We start from the raw sequence: 18,323 nt of genomic DNA, 5'->3' as shown, positions 1-18,323 counted from the left end.
TGATCATCTCACCATGCCATAACAGATTCTTCATATTCATAACCACTATCCTAAAATCGCACTTAACAACGCCACCACAATAATCATTCCAAATACCACCACATGAAACAATCGATGGTTCATCAATAGCGCAATGTACTCCCGAATCGTCGCATTAGGTACGAAAAACTTACTCGTTTTGGCACCGATGCCTTGAATGTTCAACCCTGATCGACGAGCGTAAATTCCCGCCCTAAAGACGTGGTAATCATTCGTGACGTAAACCCCTGCGGTTAGCGGTAGTTGCCGTTCTACAACCACTTGCTTCGAAAACAACATGTTTTGTAGGGTCGTTTTAGACTGCCGTTCCGCAATTACTTGCTCAGCTGGGATTCCATGGGTAATTGCATATTCACGCATTGCAACCCCCTCGGGAATCGTTTCGTCGTTCCCCTGCCCGCCAGAGCAAATCAATAATGGAGCGTGGCCCGTTTTAGATAAGACTTGATGATAAAATTGAATCCCCTTATCAATTCTAGAAGCTAGTAATGGAGAAACTTGATTTCCATTTAACAATCCTGCACCTAAAATAATGATATATTGTTTATCAGGTTTTGGTTTTTTAATTGTGAATAATAATGCTGCCAACATGAACGAAAATATACAAAATAATCCGTATAATATGGTTAATACCCAAAAGGTACTAAAGAACGTCCCAATGGCACCAAATGAATGCTTAGCAAGTAATAGATTTGCAATCGGAAAAATTAAGGTTACGATTCCTAAGAAGAGCGTTAACATATTGGCGAGCGAATGATTTTCGCGTTGCCAAACGATCCAAGCGTTCCAAAGCCAAAAGAAGCCTTGAAATAGATATACCAATAAAAATAGAAATAAGACGAATATAAATAGGATCACATAGCCGTCCACTAGGATTTGATTATTAATGCTGATCACAATTAATGAAAATGTGATCAAGATCCCACCCAACGAAATTGTGGCTAAAAAACCATTTAATAATCTAGCCGGGCTATTATGCATGCTAATTCCCAACATCCCAATAAAAAATAACGTGATACAGATCGAAATTACCGAAACTGCGATTTTAAACACTCCCATCTAATTAATTGACTTAATAATTAATTTTATCATATTTAATTTAAACTGGTCATCAATGCCGAAATAGCAATGTTTTTGCACTACAATTAAAAACAAATGAAAAATAATTAAAATATTTTAATTAAAACCCTTTACTTTCTAATCGAAATGGTATATCTTATTAACAACAAATCAAATAAGCAACAAAGAGGGTGTTACCAATGGAATTCAAACGTAAGACCGCATAGTAAATTCATTGGAGGTGTTTCCAGCAACATAGGCAAATTGATTCACACCAAATTAAATTTAGGAGGCAAACCACGCAAGTACCAAATCGTTTAGTTGTCCGTTTCCGGAGTTTAAATTTAAAGTAGGTGTTCAAAGACATTGTTTTTAGTTGATTCATCCCATTCAAAAAATAATCACTTAGAAGGTGTCACTATTTTCATTAATCAAAAGGATTTCAATCAATTTAGTTGCTTAACGTTCTCAAAATAAAAAGTGAGGTGTTTCCACCATTTCGTTAGATCAGATTCACATTAATCAAAATACCTGATAGTCATTTAATAGATGGCTATCAGGTATTTTTTTTGGTTTTAAATCCATAAAAAAGGAGCATGCCCACCGGACACGCTCCTTTAATTACATTGATTTAACCTTTTTAATGATTGGTTGGGGTTGGTGTTGACGTGGATGTTTAAAACCAGAAGTTTTCGCAACTACGTACAACGGCCGTTCCCGTGACGTTTCAAAAATGCGGTACAGATATGCGCTTACGATGCCAACCATCAATAACGAAATTCCGAATAATTCGAACATTGATACGATCGCGAATTGCAACGTTGCAAAACCGGTGAATAGGGAAATAAATCCATAAACCAATCCGATGGCAATTACAATCGCCCCGATCACGTTCACTAGCTTCAATGGTACATCTGAAAATGAAGTAATTCCATTCATCGAAAGGTGTAACATTTTGGATAGTGGGTACTTAGTCGTGCCGGCAGTTCGTTCGTCACGTTCGTACTCCACTGCGGTTTGCTTAAAGCCGACCCAGCTAACCATCCCGCGAACGAACGGATCAGGTTCGTCCATCTTAGCTAATACGTTAACGACTCTGCGATCCATTAACCGGAAGTCACCAGTATCCAATGGAATGTCAATATTGGCCAGCCGGTGTAAAATCCGGTAGAACGCTGAGGCACTGAACTTCTTGAACCAGCTTTCACCATCCCGTTGGAGCCGCTTTCCGTATACAACATCATACCCATCTTGCCACTGTTTTACCATTGCGGGAATCACGGATGGTGGATCTTGTAGATCGGCATCCATGACCACGACTGCATCCCCCGATGCATATCGAATTCCAGCCGTAATTGCAATTTGGTGACCGAAGTTCCGTGAAAATTGAACTAAGCGGATGTTGTCGTATTGTTGTTCAGCTTCCTGAATCATTGCGGCGCTCCGGTCCACACAACCATCATCCACAAAAAGGATTTCGTATTCTTCAGGTTGGCTGGCAACATAGTTTTCTAAAATTTCAATCGTGTGTTGAATCCCAGCCTCTTCATTGTAGACTGGCAGAACAATTGATATTAAAGGATTTTCATTTCTTGCCATGCCCTAACCTCCTGTAATTTTATTTGTAAATTGATGATAAGTCGTAAAGCGTGCCACTATTACCACCCATCATGCCACCACCAGTAGGCATTTGTTGGCTCTGCTTACCCTTGGTGCTAGATGGTTTCATTGATGGACGCTTACCATTGAACTTACCATTTTGTCTCATGTTTGGACCACCCTTCATTCTACCACTTTGTGAAGGCATTTGGCCCATTGTTTGTTGTCTATTTGTTGATTTTGCATTGGTTTCAGAGTTGGCATTTCCAGTCGTGGTCGTGGTCCCACCGTAATCACTGGCTTTGACCTTCTTTGCATGCTTTTTGATCCAGTTAACAATCGCACTATTTGCAGAACCAGACTTCCCGCCTGCGTAGTAGTACTTAATCTCACCATTCTTAACTAGTTGCTTGAACTTACTCAACGTAATTGCCGGGTCGGTCCCATTGAAACCACCCATTGCCATGACTGCTTTACCAGTCTTGATAATGTATGGCGCAGCAGTTCCTGAATCGTCAGTTGCAAAGAGGTATTTCGCGTTGCCCTGGCGCTTTTCAAGGTAGTTAAGTAGCTTCGTGTTCACCGTGCCGTTTCCAACGCCACCACCGGCACCGCCTTGACCATTGCTGCTCAATAGGTCGGGGCCAGCCGTTGGAATGGCAGCAGATTCACCGGCAATCGCTGGGGTCGCTGACCAAAATGCGGGTGCTAATAAAATGGCGACTAATCCACCGATCGTAAGGGAACGCAATGGTTTAGCTGGTTTGACTAATAGGATCAAGCCAAACCCAATTCCGGCAAAGATCAATAACCAACTTGCCCAAGCATAGTAACTACTTACATACCAAGCTTGGAAGAATGCGGTTGCGGTCACTGCAAGTGGCAGTAAGTAACGTTTCCAATCCTTCCAATTAGCAGCCCTTAGTTGCTTGAACATTGTCACGACCCCAATTCCGAAGAACGCGGCAATTGGTGGTGCTAACATGATCGTGTAGTATGGATGGAAGAAACTAGCAACGGAGAAGAAGCCATAAACTGGGACTAACCAACCGGCCCACATTACGACCTGCTTTTGATTGGCCGTTAGTTGATACCACTTGCGCTTGCGATCGATGAAGAATGCAAAGGCACTGATCATCCCAATGACTGAGAATGGCAATAGCCAACTAATTTGCGGCCCTAATTGATCTTGGAACAATCTCAATGGACCGGCAGTTCCGATGTTAAACGCTCCACCGGCGCCACCACCACCCATGGCACCGCCACCACGACGATTGCCACCTTGCGTACCGCCAGGAGGCGTCCCACCGGGTTGGCCATTAGTAGTTCTTCTATTCCCATTGGTTGTCCCACCAGGTTGGCCACCCTGTGGCATCCCCGTGTTGGACTTAGACTTGCTGTTACTTCCCATTCCTGGGAAGGCGCCACCGGTTCCAGTGGTTTGGCCCAAGAGCCGTTCGGTTCCGTTATAACCAAATGCTAATTCTAACACTGAGTTATGTTCAGAACCACCTTCATACGGCCGCTTGCTAGCGGAAGTCATATCCACTGAGACTGGCCAGATGAGTGTGAAAACCACCAACGCAACGGTAGCTGCAGATAAATGGGCTAACTTCTTTTTCCAATTATGGTGGGAAGCTAACCAGTAGAACAATAGCATTCCTGGTAGGATCATGAAGGCCTGTAACATTTTAACGTTAAAGGCGACTCCGATAATCCCAAAACTAGCTACTAGGTACCATAGTTTTTGCTTATCCACCGCTTTTTGTAGCATGTAGATTGCAAATAACAGGAAGTAAATTAACGTTGCATCCATGTTATTGGTTCTTGAATCCGCCACTGCAATCGGCGTCAGCGTCATTGCAAGTGCCGCTAAATTCCCGGCTACCCGGCCAAATCTAGGTCTCACTAGTCGATACATTAAATATACCGAACCGAGTCCAAACAGGACTGACGGAAGCACTACGCTCCATTGGTGTACCCCAAAGATTTTAGCACTAATGGCCATGAACCATAGGGCCACCGGTGGCTTATCGACCGTAATATAACCAGCTGGATCAAAACTAGCGTACCAAAAATTCTTAAAGTTTTGGGTCATACTAGTAATGGCAGCCGTATAGAAGTCATTAGCACTTCCGGCCTCCCAAATTTTCCATGAATATAAGACTAAGGCGAGCAACAATGTTGCTACTAAGAACCAGTCTATTCGAAACTGGCGCGGTCGAGTTCTTGCACTGAACTGCTCAGTTCGAGATGTTTCAACTTGCTTTGATTGATCTGATTGACTTGATTGATCTGGCATTGCACATCATGCTCCTTTCGAATTTGAATAACCATAGTGTAAAACGCGAACCATAAATTAACCTTAAAAACCAAAATTAAAATGATATTCATGCCGTTTCCGGTTACAATGGTTGTTATTAGGAGTGAATCAAATGCCAAACTTACAAATTTTAATTGTAGAAGATGACTTAACCCTTGCTAAGAGCATTGCTGACTTCTTAGCGCCCATCGGTGATGTCAATATCGCTACCGATGGAATTACTGGCCAACAAATGGGCCAGGATAATATTTATGATATTGCCATTTTAGATTTAATGCTGCCAGAAAAAAATGGCTATGATATTTTAAAACACTGGCGTAATGAGGACCACTTGAGTCTGCCAGTTTTAATTCTAACCGCTAAGGACACCATTGCCGATAAAGTCCAGGGCTTTTCCACCGGTGCTGATGATTATTTGACCAAACCATTTCACCGTGAGGAATTGCTCCTCCGGGTCAAGGCATTACTCAAACGTAGTGGCCACCTCGGTAATAATAATCAATTAGCGGTCGGACCCTTTCAAGTGGACCTTAGCAACCGTACGATCAAGATTAATCAACAACCGGTCCAATTAAACGGCAAGGAGTACGATTTATTAGTCTACTTCCTCCAAAATCCAGATATTATCATTACTAAAGATCAAATTTTTGACCGCTTATGGGGCTTTGATTCCGAAACGACCCTAACGGTAGTGGAGGTTTACATGAGCAACCTCCGTAAAAAAATTAAAACGGTCTTAGGTGCGCAGCCAATCAAAACGATCAGAAGCGTTGGCTACCTATTTGAAACGGAGGAAGCATCATGAACATGGCGGCTAATAATCCCCAACGAAAACAACAACGGCGCCTCTTTATTAATGAATTAGTAGCGTTTGCGATCCTTTTTTTAAGCTTAGGATTAATCATCTACCTATTCTTTAGTCAATCTGTATACCGCAACATCGACCACAGTTTAACGGTTCAAAAACAACAACTCACTAAAATGAATAACCAACAACCTAGTCATAAGATGGGGCCACCAACCATTCGTGACGGTCGTGACTTTTCCCAGCCCCCATCGGTCAATAGCCCCTTTCGAACCAATGAAATTATCTTTGATGAGCATGGGAAAATCGAAAACGCCGCGGCGCTTGGGAATCGGAACTACCAGCTCCTCAGCAAGGCCAAACTGAATAAAGCCACCTTGAATAAGATTCAAGACATGACGTTAACATATAACAGCATTACCAGTCACTTTCGTTCGTTATTGATCAAAGTGCCTAAATCAGCACCTGACAAACGCTCAGCGGGGAAATATGTATTAATCCTGGAAAATGTGGATAGCGACCTTTTGGCAATTAATAGCTTTAAAAAGGCATTGATCGTAACCCTGATTGCGTTTTGGCTATTGGCAATTGCAGTTGCCTTTCTACTTTCCCGTTCAAGTATGAAGCCGATCATTAAATCCTGGCAAAGGCAGCGTGAGTTTAGCTCTAACGCTGCCCATGAACTTAGGACGCCATTAACAGTGATTCAAAATCAGATGGAAGCCATGCTAACCAAACCCAAAGCAACGATCCTAAGTGAAATTGATGCAGTCTCAACCACTCTGGATGAGACCCGGCACCTAAAGATTTTAACTGACCGGCTATTAACGTTGGCCCGCTCAGATTCTGACATCATCCAGATTCAAAAACAACCGATTCAACTAAAGCCATGGTTCGAATCCATGTTGCCGCCATATTCAGAGATTGCCGCTAGCCAAAGCAAGGCCTTTACATCATTTATCGAAACTAACCAAACTGCTGACATCGATCCAGATTTGATCAAGCAACTAGTAACGATTATTTTTGACAATGCTTTTAAATACACCCAAGCTGGCGACAGCATCGGCATCACCATTTTAAACGATGAACGCCACTTCACGATTCGCATTAGTAACACCGGTGATCGAATCCCTGATGATGATAAGCAACACATCTTTGAACGTTTCTATCGTACTGACCCCTCCAGAACCCCCACGACCGGTGGCCACGGATTGGGCCTAGCAATTGCACAGTGGATCGTAAAAGAACACCATGGTAAGATTAGCGTTCGTGATCAACAACCAAAGGGCACCGTATTTGAAATTCAAATTCCATTGGGATTATAAAATAAGTTGAAATTTGCAATTCAACTTATTTTTTTATGCCTAATTTCCGAATTAAAGCCTAGTGGGTGCCGTTAATTAGTCCTTAAAATCAATTAATTTAATTACGTTACATATAACTTTATTGTTATATGATTATATGTTAGAATTAACATATGAAAAATATGACAGATTAAAGGAGACCAAAGATGATCAATGCAATTTTGACCGGCATCACTGCTTATCTTTCCACCGGGATCGATTACATTTTAATTTTAATGACCGTTTTGACCTTCTACCAAACTACTAAGGAACGCCTTAAAGTATATCTAGGGGACGTTTTGGGAACCATCTGCTTAGTTAGCATTAGCCTGATGTTTTCCATTAGTGCTCGCTTGATCCCGGAAAAATGGGTTCTGGGCCTTTTGGGAATCATCCCCATCATGATTGGCGCATACATCCTATTTAAGCTTAATTCAGAAGATGAACAAGAACAGGTAGTGAAGCGCCTTTCTAAGAATAACCTTATTTTAAGCGTAACGATTATCACGATTACGACTTGTGGTGCCGATAACATTGGTATTTACGTCCCCATTTTTGCACAAGTTAATCACTGGGGTGAGCTAGTAGTCATTCTGATGACCTTTTTTGCCATGTTAAACCTCTTTTTTGTGCTAGCCATCTGCTTTGTCAAAATACCGGTAATCGAAACACTACTACAAAAGTACGGCGATATTTTTACAGCAATCGTTTACATTGGTATCGGGATCTTTATCATGGTTGAATCTGACACCATCACAAAACTAATTCAATTCATTTCCTAATTTAAAAGGACCGTTGAGTAATTCAACGGTCCTTAATTATCTCAAATAACTCCCACAGCTAATGATGATCAAGCGGCTTCGTTGCCCGATCCCTATTAAGATCCCAAATAATTGATGTTGATAAGGTGGTAATTAATTGTAATTAAAAACCAGAGTAACTTATAATTGATAATAATAATGACACGGAAGGAATGATATACATGGTTAAAAAAGTACTACTAACTCCTGGCATCAACCGGTTTATCCACCAACGAATGAAGGAGCATGGAATTGAACCAGTCGTAATTGCCAGCCAAAAACCAGCTGACATTTTAAAATTTGCAACTGATGTAGATGCAATCATTTTAATGTCGGGAGCGTTTCCCAACGCCATGTTTGACCACCTCCATAACCTTAAGATCATTGCTAGGCAGGGAATTGGCTATAACAACATTGATTTAGACGTTGCTGCCGCCCATGGCGTATGGGTAACCAACGTCCCCGGGGGAAATTCTAGAGCAGTTGCTGAGGGGGTCATCAATGGCATGTTGACCCTAGCAAGGGATTCTTACAACGTTTCCAAAGAAATGCATGAGGGCAATAGTGCGTATGGTAGTGGCGAACTAGTCACTGAAGTTAGTCATAAAACGCTCGGCATCATCGGCTACGGTAGCATCGGCCAGTTGGTTGCTAAAATGGCAGCTGGTTTTGATATGGATATTTTAATTTATAACCGTACTCCCCGGGATACCCCTTACGGCAAAATGACTTCTAAGGAAGAAATCTTTAAAAGAGCTGATTTCGTATCCTTACACCTTCCAGCTACGGCCCAAACCGTTAATATGGTAGCGATGGAACAATTTAAAATGATGAAAAAATCAGCATACCTATTAAACCTTAGCAGAGGGGCACTGGTTAACCAAAATGATCTGATTACGGCCTTGCAGCACCGTGAAATTGCTGGTGCTGCGCTGGACGTTTACGAAACTGAACCGCTGCCGATGGATAGTCCCCTCCGCAACTTAAAAAATGCCTTTATCACTCCTCACTATGCTGGTCACACTGAAGAGGCTTGGTCTAAAATGGCTAACCAAGCATTCGATAATATCTTAAATGTTTTTGCTGGGAAAAAACCAATCAGTCCAGTTAACGAAGTGAAATAATCCTAAAAGACTTGGTAATTATGTAATCGGCTTCGCATCAATCCGTTCAATCTTCACCAATTAATTCATCCTTAACGATAATAAAAGATGGGCAACCCACCAGCGGCTCCCCATCCATTATCATTAATGATCTTGGTCAGAATGATCATCATCATGAGCAAACTTATCCTTGACCTTATCGACTTCTCCGTCAATTGCATCCTTAGCTTTACCTAAGAATCCTTCTGCCTTCCCCTTGGCTTCGGTCACCTTATCACCGGTCAATTTACCCTTAGCTTCATCAAACTTACCCTTTAATTTATCCTTTTCATCATCTAAACTCATGTTGATCGTCCCCCTTAAATTTGAACCTACGTTTATTTTAATCCCATTTTGCAACAATGGTTCCATTAATGCTTACTGTTTATCAACAAATTAAACAATTGTTATACTTTTTTAAACGTAATCTTTATCATCACTGGTTCAAATCCAATCAATAGGCAATCTCTTTGACTATTGATAAATTGAAGTGTAGTTTAAAAGTACAAATAATGATAAAGGGATGAATTTGTATGACCAAGAAAGTTTTATTAACCCCCGCAATTGATCAATTTATTGACCAACGAATGAAGGATAACAACATTGAACCAGTCGTCTTAGCTAGCCAAAAGCCTGATGATATTTTAAAGCAAGCTAAAGATGTTGATGGGATTATCTTAATGGAAGGCGCCTTTCCTAATTCCATGTTCGACCAATTACCTAACTTAAAAATCGTTGCAAGACAAGGAGTTGGTTACAATAATGTGGACCTAGATGTCGCTGCTCAACACGGCGTTTGGGTCACTAACACTCCTGGTGGAAACTCCGTTGCCGTTGCTGAATACGTAATGAATGACCTATTGACGCTTGCCAAGGATTCATACAATGTCTCCCATTCAATGCGTGAGGGCGATAGCGAATACGGTCAAAATAAGATGGCGATTCAAATCAGCGGTAAGACGCTTGGGATTATCGGTTATGGTCACATTGGTGAAGCTGTTGCTAAAATGGCCGCTGGATTTGGGATGAACGTTTTAATTTACAACCGTACCCCTCGTGATACCCCTTACGGTAAGATGGTTTCAAAGGATGAGATCTTTAAAACGGCTGACTTTATTACCCTCCACCTCCCAGCTGTTAAGGGGACGATCAACACGGTTGCTAAGGATGAATTTAAGTTAATGAAAAATTCTGCCTACCTATTAAACCTCGGTCGTGGCCCCTTAGTGAACGAATCCGATTTAGTCGCTGCCCTTAAGAACCATGAAATTGCTGGAGCAGCGCTGGACGTTTACGATGAAGAACCACTCCCAATGGATAGCCCGCTCCGTGACTTTAAGAATGTTTTCTTAACTCCCCATTGTGCCGGTCACTCTAAGGAAGCATGGAGTCAAATGGCCAATACCGCATTGGATAACGTGATGAACGTTTTCAATGCTCAAAAACCAGTTACCCCAGTTAATGAAGTTAAATAGTTAATGTAGTTATAAAACACCATCTTGGGTTAGATGGTGTTTTTATTATTAAGGTTCAAAGCCTGCAAATCCGGCTAAATACATTTTTGCCAATTACATTTCATTTAAATTCAAATTCTTTGTAATGGAAGCAATTGATTTACCATCATCTTATGGGTAAACTATTTAAAAGGAAGTGAATCTATATGAAAATGTACGTTGTCGATGCTTTTACCGATAAATTATTTAATGGTAACCCCGCCGCAGTTTGTCCAGTGAATGAATGGCCAACCAATCAAGTGATGCAAAATATTGCAATGGAAAACCGCTTTTCCGAAACGGCTTTTATGATCAAACGAGCGGATGCTGAATATGATTTACGATGGTTTACCCCCGGTGGTGAAATTGAGCTTTGCGGACATGCCACCCTAGCATCTGGCTATATCATTTTTCAAAATGATGCACCCAAAAGTAGTGATACGATCACTTTTAATACGCAAAGTGGCCCATTAAGAGTCACGAAAAAAGATGATTTATATGAAATGGAATTTCCTTCGTATGAACTCAAATCAGTCCCAGTAACCGACCAAATGACAGCAGCTTTCGGCGTAAGGCCAACGGAAGCTTACCTAGGGCGGGATTTATTAGCAGTCTTTGAAAATGAAGAACAGATAAGGGCGATGCAACCCGACTTAGAGAAGTTAAAGAGCTTAGATGGTCTATTGCAAAACGTAACTGCTCTTGGAAAGGACTATGATTGCGTCTCACGCTCCTTTGCCCCTAAGCTAAACGTCCCCGAGGACCCGGTTTGCGGAAGTGGTCATTGTCATATCATTCCATATTGGGCCAAGCGACTCGGTAAGGATGAATTAACTGCTTTTCAAGCATCACAACGCTCCGGAGTACTGTATTGTAACTACCAGGGCACTACCACTAAGTTGGCTGGTAAGGCGGTAATTTACTCGACCGGTGATTTAAATTCAAGTTTAAATTAGTGGACAGTTGATATTAATATGTTAAAAAGCTCCCCCTAAGTTGTTTGCTTAGGGGGATTTTAGTATCTTTAAGAAACATAACTTTTTTAAATTTTTTCTTAGCTAGTTAAAATCTGCTTTGATTAAATTATGTACAAAATTTTTAAATTCGGTATAATCTAATCAGATCCTATGTTAAATAATGAAACAGCAAATCTATTGGATTTATGAGACAGCATGTTAATATGCACAATAACAAAGTGCTAGCTTACGGAATTTTTAGGTCAATATACTACTTCTCATCTTAATAATATTGGGGGGATTTTATATGAAAATAAGTAAATTAATGACCGCATCAATGGTCGGAGTGATGATATTAACTACCGAAGCTTCATTTGCATCTGCAAATGCTAGTAAATGGTATAAGGGGATACCAAGTTTTGCCAAGGTAAACCCATATAAGCCATGGATGAGTACGAAAAAATTTGATAAAAAGAATGGATATTATTATAGACAAATTATATTTGCTGATAATAATGGAGTTGGTAACGGATTTTATAAATTTCATAATAATGGTAAAGGCGTTGTTACCATTGGTGGTGGAGCACCAATTATTGGTTATCCTTATTACAAAAAAATTGGTAGTAATACTTATGAGGTTAAATCCACTAAAAATATCCAAGATACGGGTAAAAATCTAGTTAAATTTCAAAAAAGTGGTAAAAAGGTCAAGGCATGGGTCAAGTATAGTGATAAATCTTGGGAATACGTTGGTCCACTCAAACGTGTTAAATTGGAAAATGTATACAAGACGGATCCTCTAAAGTAAAAATTTATACAACAAAGCGATTTCCATCCCTCAATCATCCTTATGCGAAGTAGAAGATTTCAATCTGGATGCATATATGCTGAAGTTTACAAAATGGAGTGTCTGTAAATGGATAATATTCAGTTAAAAAGTATCTCAAAGAAATATAAACGCAATGTTGTTTCAGGTAATTCATTAGAATATATAAAATCGTTATTCAAACGAAAATATGAAACAGTTACAGCTGTAAGCAAAGTTTCTCTAACGATTCATAGTGGAGAAATTATTGGGTTATTAGGTGAAAATGGTGCAGGAAAATCAACATTAATCAAACTTATGAATGGAACAATTAAACCAACAAATGGAAGTGTAAATGTACTTGGTTATAATCCATTTTTGAAAGATAAACAATTTTTAAGTCAAATTGGAGTCGTTATGGGACAAAAAAGTCAATTATGGTGGGATTTATCCCCTCGTGAAACTTTTATACTGTATAAATCAATTTATAATTTATCAGATGTAGATTTTAATAATTCTTTAAACAGATTATTAAAAACTTTGAAGATTAATAATATCATTGATTCTCCTACTAGAAATTTATCTTTAGGAGAACGTATGAAATGCGAACTTATTTGTGCATTAATTCATCACCCAAAAATTCTTTTTTTAGATGAGCCTACAATTGGTTTAGATTTTATTGCGCAAAATGATATTCACAGATTCCTATTGCAGTATAAGCAAAAGCATGACACTACAATCATATTAACCAGTCATTATATGAATGATATTTCGTATCTTGCTGATCGCGTTGTAATTATGTCACACGGTAATAAAATATATGATAATCCAATTGACGATTTAGAAAAAATTACTAAAGAAAACATTTATTTGAATTTTGAATTAAATAATGTTAAAGCAGTTGTCAAAGATTTCAATAAAAACGTATATAGTTCCAGTAACCATCGCTTATCATTAAAAGTTCCTACTAATGAAGTAAATAAATACATTCAACTAGTAGGTAAATTAAATAATATTCATAGTTATGCATTAAAAGAACTAACAATCCAAGATATCTTAGAAGAAATTTATGTAAGTGGTGTTAAGAAATAATGAAAGTATATAATGATTTTTTTCAATTAAAATTAAAAACTAATATACAATATCGAGGTGCTCTAATATTGAATATTTTATTTGGAGTTATTCCCTTAATAGGTTATATAATCTTGTGGAATTCCATTTATAATACTAAGAACACCTTTGGTGGTTTTACAGAAAATCAAATGATTACATATTACCTAATTAGTCGTATTATGATCATTTGCATTACTCCAGATTTTCAGTGGGAGATGAATTCTGATATTAGAAATGGAGATATTATTAAATTTTTAGTTATGCCTATCTCATACTTCTTTTATCGTTTTTCTTCCCATTTAGCAGATGTTTTAATAAAACTATTAATGACAATACCAGTAATATTAATCGTTTATCTTTTTATGTTCAAACGCTTATTTTTCAGTAGTTGGAGTTGTGTTTTAATGTTTGTGATTTTTCTTTCTATAGCAATTATTTTATCATTTCTATCTTTTTACCTAATAATGATTGCTTCGTTTTTCATTGTTGAAATTGCTTCATTATCTTATACGTTTGATATGATCGTTCAATTTTTATCAGGCGCTATTTTACCAATTAGTATTTTTCCAAACTCAATTTATAATATTATTCAATACACTCCTTTTCCTTATATTGCATACTTTCCATTAAAGGTATTTCTAAAACCACTACCATCATTCGAATATATTACTGCATTTATTATCTCAATTATTTGGATATTCATTTTTCTGATTTTAATAAGATTATTTTGGTTGCTAGGATTAAAGAGGTTTGAAGGTAATGAATCATAATTTAAAAATACTAAAATCTATTTGGAAAATCAATATAGCAAAATTCTTAATTTATCGTACAGAATTTTTTTTGAATCTATTTGATAATCTTGTGTGGTTCGTTATAACAATTTATTTTTATAAATACATCTATGCTAGTGCGTATAGCATTCCAGGCGTCTCTATTAAACAAATCTATTTAATTATTTGTACTAGTGAAATTATAAAGTCACTATTATTTACTTTTTGTATTAATAATTTAGCGGCAATTCCAAGTCTGGTTCGCAATGGTACATTAGACGGATTGCTACTAAAACCGATAAATAGTCAACTATTAGTTTCTTTCCGTGAGATTAGTTTTGGGAATTTAGCTGGTATTGTTCCTTCAATTATTTTGTTAATGATTAATACTAAATTCTCAGTAATTAACGGGTTACTTTATATCCTTTTGGTTTTGTTCAGCTTTGTTTTAGGTTATAGTTTATGGTTCATAATTATGACAATTTCAATTTGGTTAGTTAACCTTAATGAAATTCATGAATTATTTTTATCATTATTGACTTTAAATCAATTTCCAGCAAAATCATTTAAAATTAGTAGTAAATTTTTTTATTATTTATTTTTACCAATTATTATTACTACCAGTGTTCCAACTGAAGCTTTATTAAGAAGTGGAGTAAGCTTAACTGATATATTATTACTATCTGTAGGATCAATTATTGCATTAATTGCCAGCAAAATTTTTTGGAATATCAGCATAAATTATTATTCTAGCACTAATTAGAAAGGGAGATTTTTATGAATGAAGATTCAGCATTAGTTGTTTTTAGTGGGGGGGCAAGATAGTACCACTTGTTTATTTGCTCTTATGTCAATAACTTGGACTAATTTTATGTAGTTTGGATCAAGCTGATTCTGTCATGATTGTACCATCTTACATATCATTCAATGCTGGCAATCATTTCTTCTGAACATATTTTTCATATAAAATCTGATTTTCATCAACACTAATGGAAGAAATTTGCTTCAAAAAATGACTGATTATGTTAGATTAAATAATTTAATTTTTAGTTATGACTTAATCCTATGGCCTTGCTTAGCTAATTAAATAATAGCAGTGGACTTGATCCACATTTATCTATATCATAAACATTGATATCAATTATTAAAAAAGCAAAGGGATGATATTCTATGAAAAAAACACTTTTATATCTTGCGACCCTAGCCACCCTAACTACATGTGGTGCCGTTGCATTAAACACCGTTAATAATAATTTCTTTGGAGCTACTATTGCGCATGCTAATGGGACATGGGTTTTGCTGCATCCTTTAGATCCAAATACTGCTCAATATGTAAAATATGATCCAGTTGAGGGCGTCATTCTAACTGATGCTGGAGATAAACTATATAATGCAGGTATAGGTACTAAGAGCCAGTACATATTCACTACTGCCCCATACATAAGGGATGAAAGCCAGGTAACTCAAACCGGTCCTAATGCGGGTGGTTGGTTCGGTCAACTTGATACGATTACATTCACCCCTAAGGATAGCTCGGTGCAACCAATCAGTGTTCAAATCGCTAGTCCATTTGGTGACGCCGATGTCAAAATTGGAACTAGCTTACTATCAGACAGTATTTCACAGATTGAAGACTACTACAACCGTGACCCTCAGACTGTAGATGTTGATTATACCGCAATGCAAGCGGCATTGGGGCTTGAACGAGCCGGGCTCATCCCCAAAGATAGTAAAATTCAAGCCACCGTTGATGCAATGAGAAATGGTTTGGGCAAAATAAATCATAGTGATTCCTCAACGAACAGCGCTAGTACCCCAGATTCAAGCACAGCTACAAGTAGTCCTACTGCAAACACTAATGGATCCAATCCTTCTAATCAGGTTTCTGATGCAAAGCATCATGTGCAGTTAGCTCAAACAGCCGTTAAAAAAGCGGCCCAAAATGTAAAGGCTAATAAACATAAATCCAAGCAGGCTCTAAAACATGCGAAGAAGCAATATAAGCAGGCTAAAGCAGCCCTAAAAAAGGCCAATGCAGCACTAAAGAAGCTAACAGATAAATAACTAATTCAATATCAAAACTGACCTATCTTTTGTAATTAGTTAACCTGGATTTAACTACTGATTAACCACAGTTAAATCGGTCACCTTTAAATTGTAAATAACGTTAATTAAAAATATTTTTTATAATTATCTTGCAATTCATTTCTAACCGTAATATAATTTAAAACATCAAATCAAGAAGGAGATTGATCTTATGATAAAAGCTAATTATATGTTAACTACTAATAATTATCCTACCTCACTACTAGTGAGCTCAGTCGCAGTTCAAGTCGTCGTGACGAACGAATTGTGATCTGAGCGCAATGATAGTAAGGTCCTTTTATCGTACCTGAATCTCATCCGCATGGGTCATCAAGTGAGCCTGTGCGGAGTAAATCTAATATTGAAATGAATTCATATTAAAACTCCATTAGAGAATCCGCACAGTCATTGTTATGACTTGTGCGGATTTTTTGTTTTTATTAATCACCATTGAAAGGATGTTGCCCCATGCAAATTAAAACGATCTTATCCGCTCCCGAATTACAGGAAGCTAATCCCCCCGCTGGCTACTTTCTATCCGGAAATGCATTATCATACCAGCTAATTGGTAAACATAATGAGGGACTCCTCTCATTATCCGAATACCTTCACTACTTCGATTACCTTAGAATGTTGACTGACCAACCATTTATTTTAGATGGACAAGCCGGCTTTGGTAATCCGCTGAACACATATTATTCAATCACCGAAATGGAAAATCATGGTGCTGACGTTATTTTACTAAATGACCAGACGCACCCATCACATAGCAACAAGGAACAACAAACACCGGCAGCATTAACTGAATTTGCGGGCCGTTTAAAATCAGCAATGGATGCCCACCACGAAGAATATTCACAGATTTGGTTAAAGCTAGACTGCATTAACACATATGATGCCAAGCAAATGCAAGCAAGACTAATGATTGCAAAGCAACTGGGAATCACTGATATCATCATTGATCAAAACCATTCAATTCCGGACATCCCCGATTTAAAATTTCACCGTTTTAACTACGAAGATCAATCCATTTTAGACTAACCCTTAGGAGGCGCGTTACTATGCGTAATTACAATCAACAACGAAATGAGTTCCAACGATTAATTAATGACCACCAGATTTTAAGCATGGCGGTGGCCCCAGATGCATTATCAGCCAAGATTGCTGAACAAGTCGGTTTTAAAGCCATCTTTGTGGCGGGATATGCCACCGCAGCGAGTAGTCGCTCACTCCCAGACCGTGGCATTCTAGACTTCGGTGAAATGCTTAGCAAGCTCCGTGAGATCATTGCAGCAGTTAACATCCCCGTCTTCGTGGATGGTGACACTGGCTACGGTGATTGCGAAAACGTTGCCCGCACCATTCGCGCATATGAATCCGCTGGTGCCGCCGGCATTTTCTTAGAAGATCAGGTCTGGCCTAAGCGATGTGGCCATATGGCTGGCAAGAGCGTGGTGCCCGCTAGTGAATTGATTGCCAAAATTGAAACGGCAGTGGCCACTAGACGGCATGCTAACTTTACGATTATGTCCAGAACGGATGCGCGTCAGGTATACGGACTGGAAAATGCAATTGAGCGCAGTCGGAGTTATCAAGCCGCTGGTGCGGACATGATTTTCATTGAGGCCCCTAAGAGCACTGCGGAATTAGAAACGATTGCTAAGGCGTTTCCCAATACCCCACTAATGGCGAACATGATCGAAGATGGTGCAACGCCAATGACCTCAGTAAATGAATTAGAGGAAATGGGCTATAGCATGGTCGTTCACCCAACCGCCCTTACATATGCTCATGCATACGCTGACCGGGATTTTTTAACCGAACTATATCAACTAGGCAAGACTGAACAAACTAAGGAGCACATGGTCACATTCAATGATTTTAATCAATTTGTGGGGCTGGATAAGTTGAACCAGATTGAACATGAGTATTCAAAGGCCCCCATGCAAGCAATGATTGATCAAATGTTGAACCAACAAATCAAATTATAA

General features: G+C 38.6%; 17 protein-coding genes. 13 read left to right on the top strand and 4 right to left on the bottom strand.

Going from position 1 to position 18,323, the window contains the following annotated elements; translation table 11 throughout:
* Nucleotides 1–45 precede the first annotated feature (45 nt).
* The 3 genes from MOO44_RS01190 to MOO44_RS01180 all read right to left on the bottom strand — a co-directional run bounded on the left by MOO44_RS01190 (nucleotide 46) and on the right by MOO44_RS01180 (nucleotide 4,999).
* Entirely contained in the window at nucleotides 46–957 is a 912-nt protein-coding gene (locus MOO44_RS01190; protein ID WP_260115773.1) for a YdcF family protein, read from the bottom strand.
* A gap of 762 nt (nucleotides 958–1,719) precedes the next feature.
* Nucleotides 1,720–2,697, bottom strand: a complete 978-nt coding sequence (locus tag MOO44_RS01185; RefSeq protein WP_260115772.1) for a glycosyltransferase — start codon at nucleotides 2,695–2,697, stop codon at nucleotides 1,720–1,722.
* A 19-nt stretch (nucleotides 2,698–2,716) separates the two neighbouring features.
* Nucleotides 2,717–4,999 (bottom strand): glycosyltransferase family 39 protein, encoded by a 2,283-nt coding sequence (locus MOO44_RS01180; protein ID WP_260115771.1) that lies wholly within the window; start codon nucleotides 4,997–4,999, stop codon nucleotides 2,717–2,719.
* Nucleotides 5,000–5,132: 133 nt separating this feature from the next.
* On the opposite strand from MOO44_RS01180, the gene MOO44_RS01175 reads away from it, so the two are divergent.
* The 4 genes from MOO44_RS01175 to MOO44_RS01160 all read left to right on the top strand — a co-directional run bounded on the left by MOO44_RS01175 (nucleotide 5,133) and on the right by MOO44_RS01160 (nucleotide 9,092).
* A complete protein-coding gene (locus MOO44_RS01175) occupies nucleotides 5,133–5,825 on the top strand; it encodes a response regulator transcription factor (RefSeq protein WP_260115770.1) in 693 nt (230 codons plus the stop codon).
* Nucleotides 5,822–7,150 (top strand): sensor histidine kinase, encoded by a 1,329-nt coding sequence (locus MOO44_RS01170; RefSeq protein WP_341482916.1) that lies wholly within the window; start codon nucleotides 5,822–5,824, stop codon nucleotides 7,148–7,150. The genes MOO44_RS01175 and MOO44_RS01170 overlap by 4 nt, the downstream gene beginning before the upstream one ends.
* A gap of 185 nt (nucleotides 7,151–7,335) precedes the next feature.
* On the top strand, nucleotides 7,336–7,950 hold the full coding sequence (locus tag MOO44_RS01165) for a cadmium resistance transporter (protein ID WP_260115769.1): 615 nt from the start codon (nucleotides 7,336–7,338) through the stop codon (nucleotides 7,948–7,950).
* A gap of 200 nt (nucleotides 7,951–8,150) precedes the next feature.
* Nucleotides 8,151–9,092 carry a phosphoglycerate dehydrogenase gene (locus MOO44_RS01160; RefSeq protein ID WP_260115768.1) on the top strand — a complete coding sequence of 314 codons (942 nt, stop codon included), beginning with the start codon at nucleotides 8,151–8,153 and terminating at the stop codon, nucleotides 9,090–9,092.
* Between the two features lie 123 nt (nucleotides 9,093–9,215).
* On the opposite strand, the gene MOO44_RS01155 is transcribed toward MOO44_RS01160, so the two are convergent.
* On the bottom strand, nucleotides 9,216–9,416 hold the full coding sequence (locus MOO44_RS01155) for a CsbD family protein (protein ID WP_260115767.1): 201 nt from the start codon (nucleotides 9,414–9,416) through the stop codon (nucleotides 9,216–9,218).
* Between the two features lie 227 nt (nucleotides 9,417–9,643).
* Between MOO44_RS01155 and MOO44_RS01150 the strand changes: the two genes are divergently transcribed.
* The 9 genes from MOO44_RS01150 (at nucleotide 9,644) to MOO44_RS01110 (ending at nucleotide 18,323) form a co-directional block, all read left to right on the top strand.
* Nucleotides 9,644–10,585, top strand: coding sequence for a phosphoglycerate dehydrogenase (locus tag MOO44_RS01150; protein ID WP_260115766.1), 942 nt, complete (start codon nucleotides 9,644–9,646; stop codon nucleotides 10,583–10,585).
* Between the two features lie 185 nt (nucleotides 10,586–10,770).
* Nucleotides 10,771–11,559: a PhzF family phenazine biosynthesis protein gene (locus MOO44_RS01145; protein WP_260115765.1), complete on the top strand. Its 789-nt coding sequence runs from the start codon at nucleotides 10,771–10,773 to the stop codon at nucleotides 11,557–11,559.
* Between the two features lie 307 nt (nucleotides 11,560–11,866).
* Nucleotides 11,867–12,367: a hypothetical protein gene (locus tag MOO44_RS01140; RefSeq protein ID WP_260115764.1), complete on the top strand. Its 501-nt coding sequence runs from the start codon at nucleotides 11,867–11,869 to the stop codon at nucleotides 12,365–12,367.
* 108 nt (nucleotides 12,368–12,475) lie between these two features.
* Entirely contained in the window at nucleotides 12,476–13,456 is a 981-nt protein-coding gene (locus tag MOO44_RS01135; protein ID WP_260115763.1) for an ABC transporter ATP-binding protein, read from the top strand.
* Nucleotides 13,456–14,247, top strand: coding sequence for an ABC transporter permease (locus MOO44_RS01130; RefSeq protein ID WP_260115762.1), 792 nt, complete (start codon nucleotides 13,456–13,458; stop codon nucleotides 14,245–14,247). The genes MOO44_RS01135 and MOO44_RS01130 overlap by 1 nt, the downstream gene beginning before the upstream one ends.
* Nucleotides 14,237–15,010: an ABC transporter permease gene (locus MOO44_RS01125; RefSeq protein WP_260115761.1), complete on the top strand. Its 774-nt coding sequence runs from the start codon at nucleotides 14,237–14,239 to the stop codon at nucleotides 15,008–15,010. The genes MOO44_RS01130 and MOO44_RS01125 overlap by 11 nt, the downstream gene beginning before the upstream one ends.
* A gap of 407 nt (nucleotides 15,011–15,417) precedes the next feature.
* Nucleotides 15,418–16,311 carry a hypothetical protein gene (locus MOO44_RS01120; protein ID WP_260115760.1) on the top strand — a complete coding sequence of 298 codons (894 nt, stop codon included), beginning with the start codon at nucleotides 15,418–15,420 and terminating at the stop codon, nucleotides 16,309–16,311.
* Between the two features lie 489 nt (nucleotides 16,312–16,800).
* Complete coding sequence (locus MOO44_RS01115) at nucleotides 16,801–17,373, top strand: isocitrate lyase/phosphoenolpyruvate mutase family protein (protein ID WP_260115759.1); 573 nt, start codon at nucleotides 16,801–16,803, stop codon at nucleotides 17,371–17,373.
* Between the two features lie 20 nt (nucleotides 17,374–17,393).
* Complete coding sequence (locus MOO44_RS01110; RefSeq protein ID WP_260115758.1) at nucleotides 17,394–18,323, top strand: isocitrate lyase/PEP mutase family protein; 930 nt, start codon at nucleotides 17,394–17,396, stop codon at nucleotides 18,321–18,323.

This window comes from Nicoliella spurrieriana (assembly GCF_023380205.1).
Taxonomy (GTDB): domain Bacteria; phylum Bacillota; class Bacilli; order Lactobacillales; family Lactobacillaceae; genus Nicoliella; species Nicoliella spurrieriana.
This window is presented reverse-complemented; position numbering and strand designations above follow the sequence as displayed.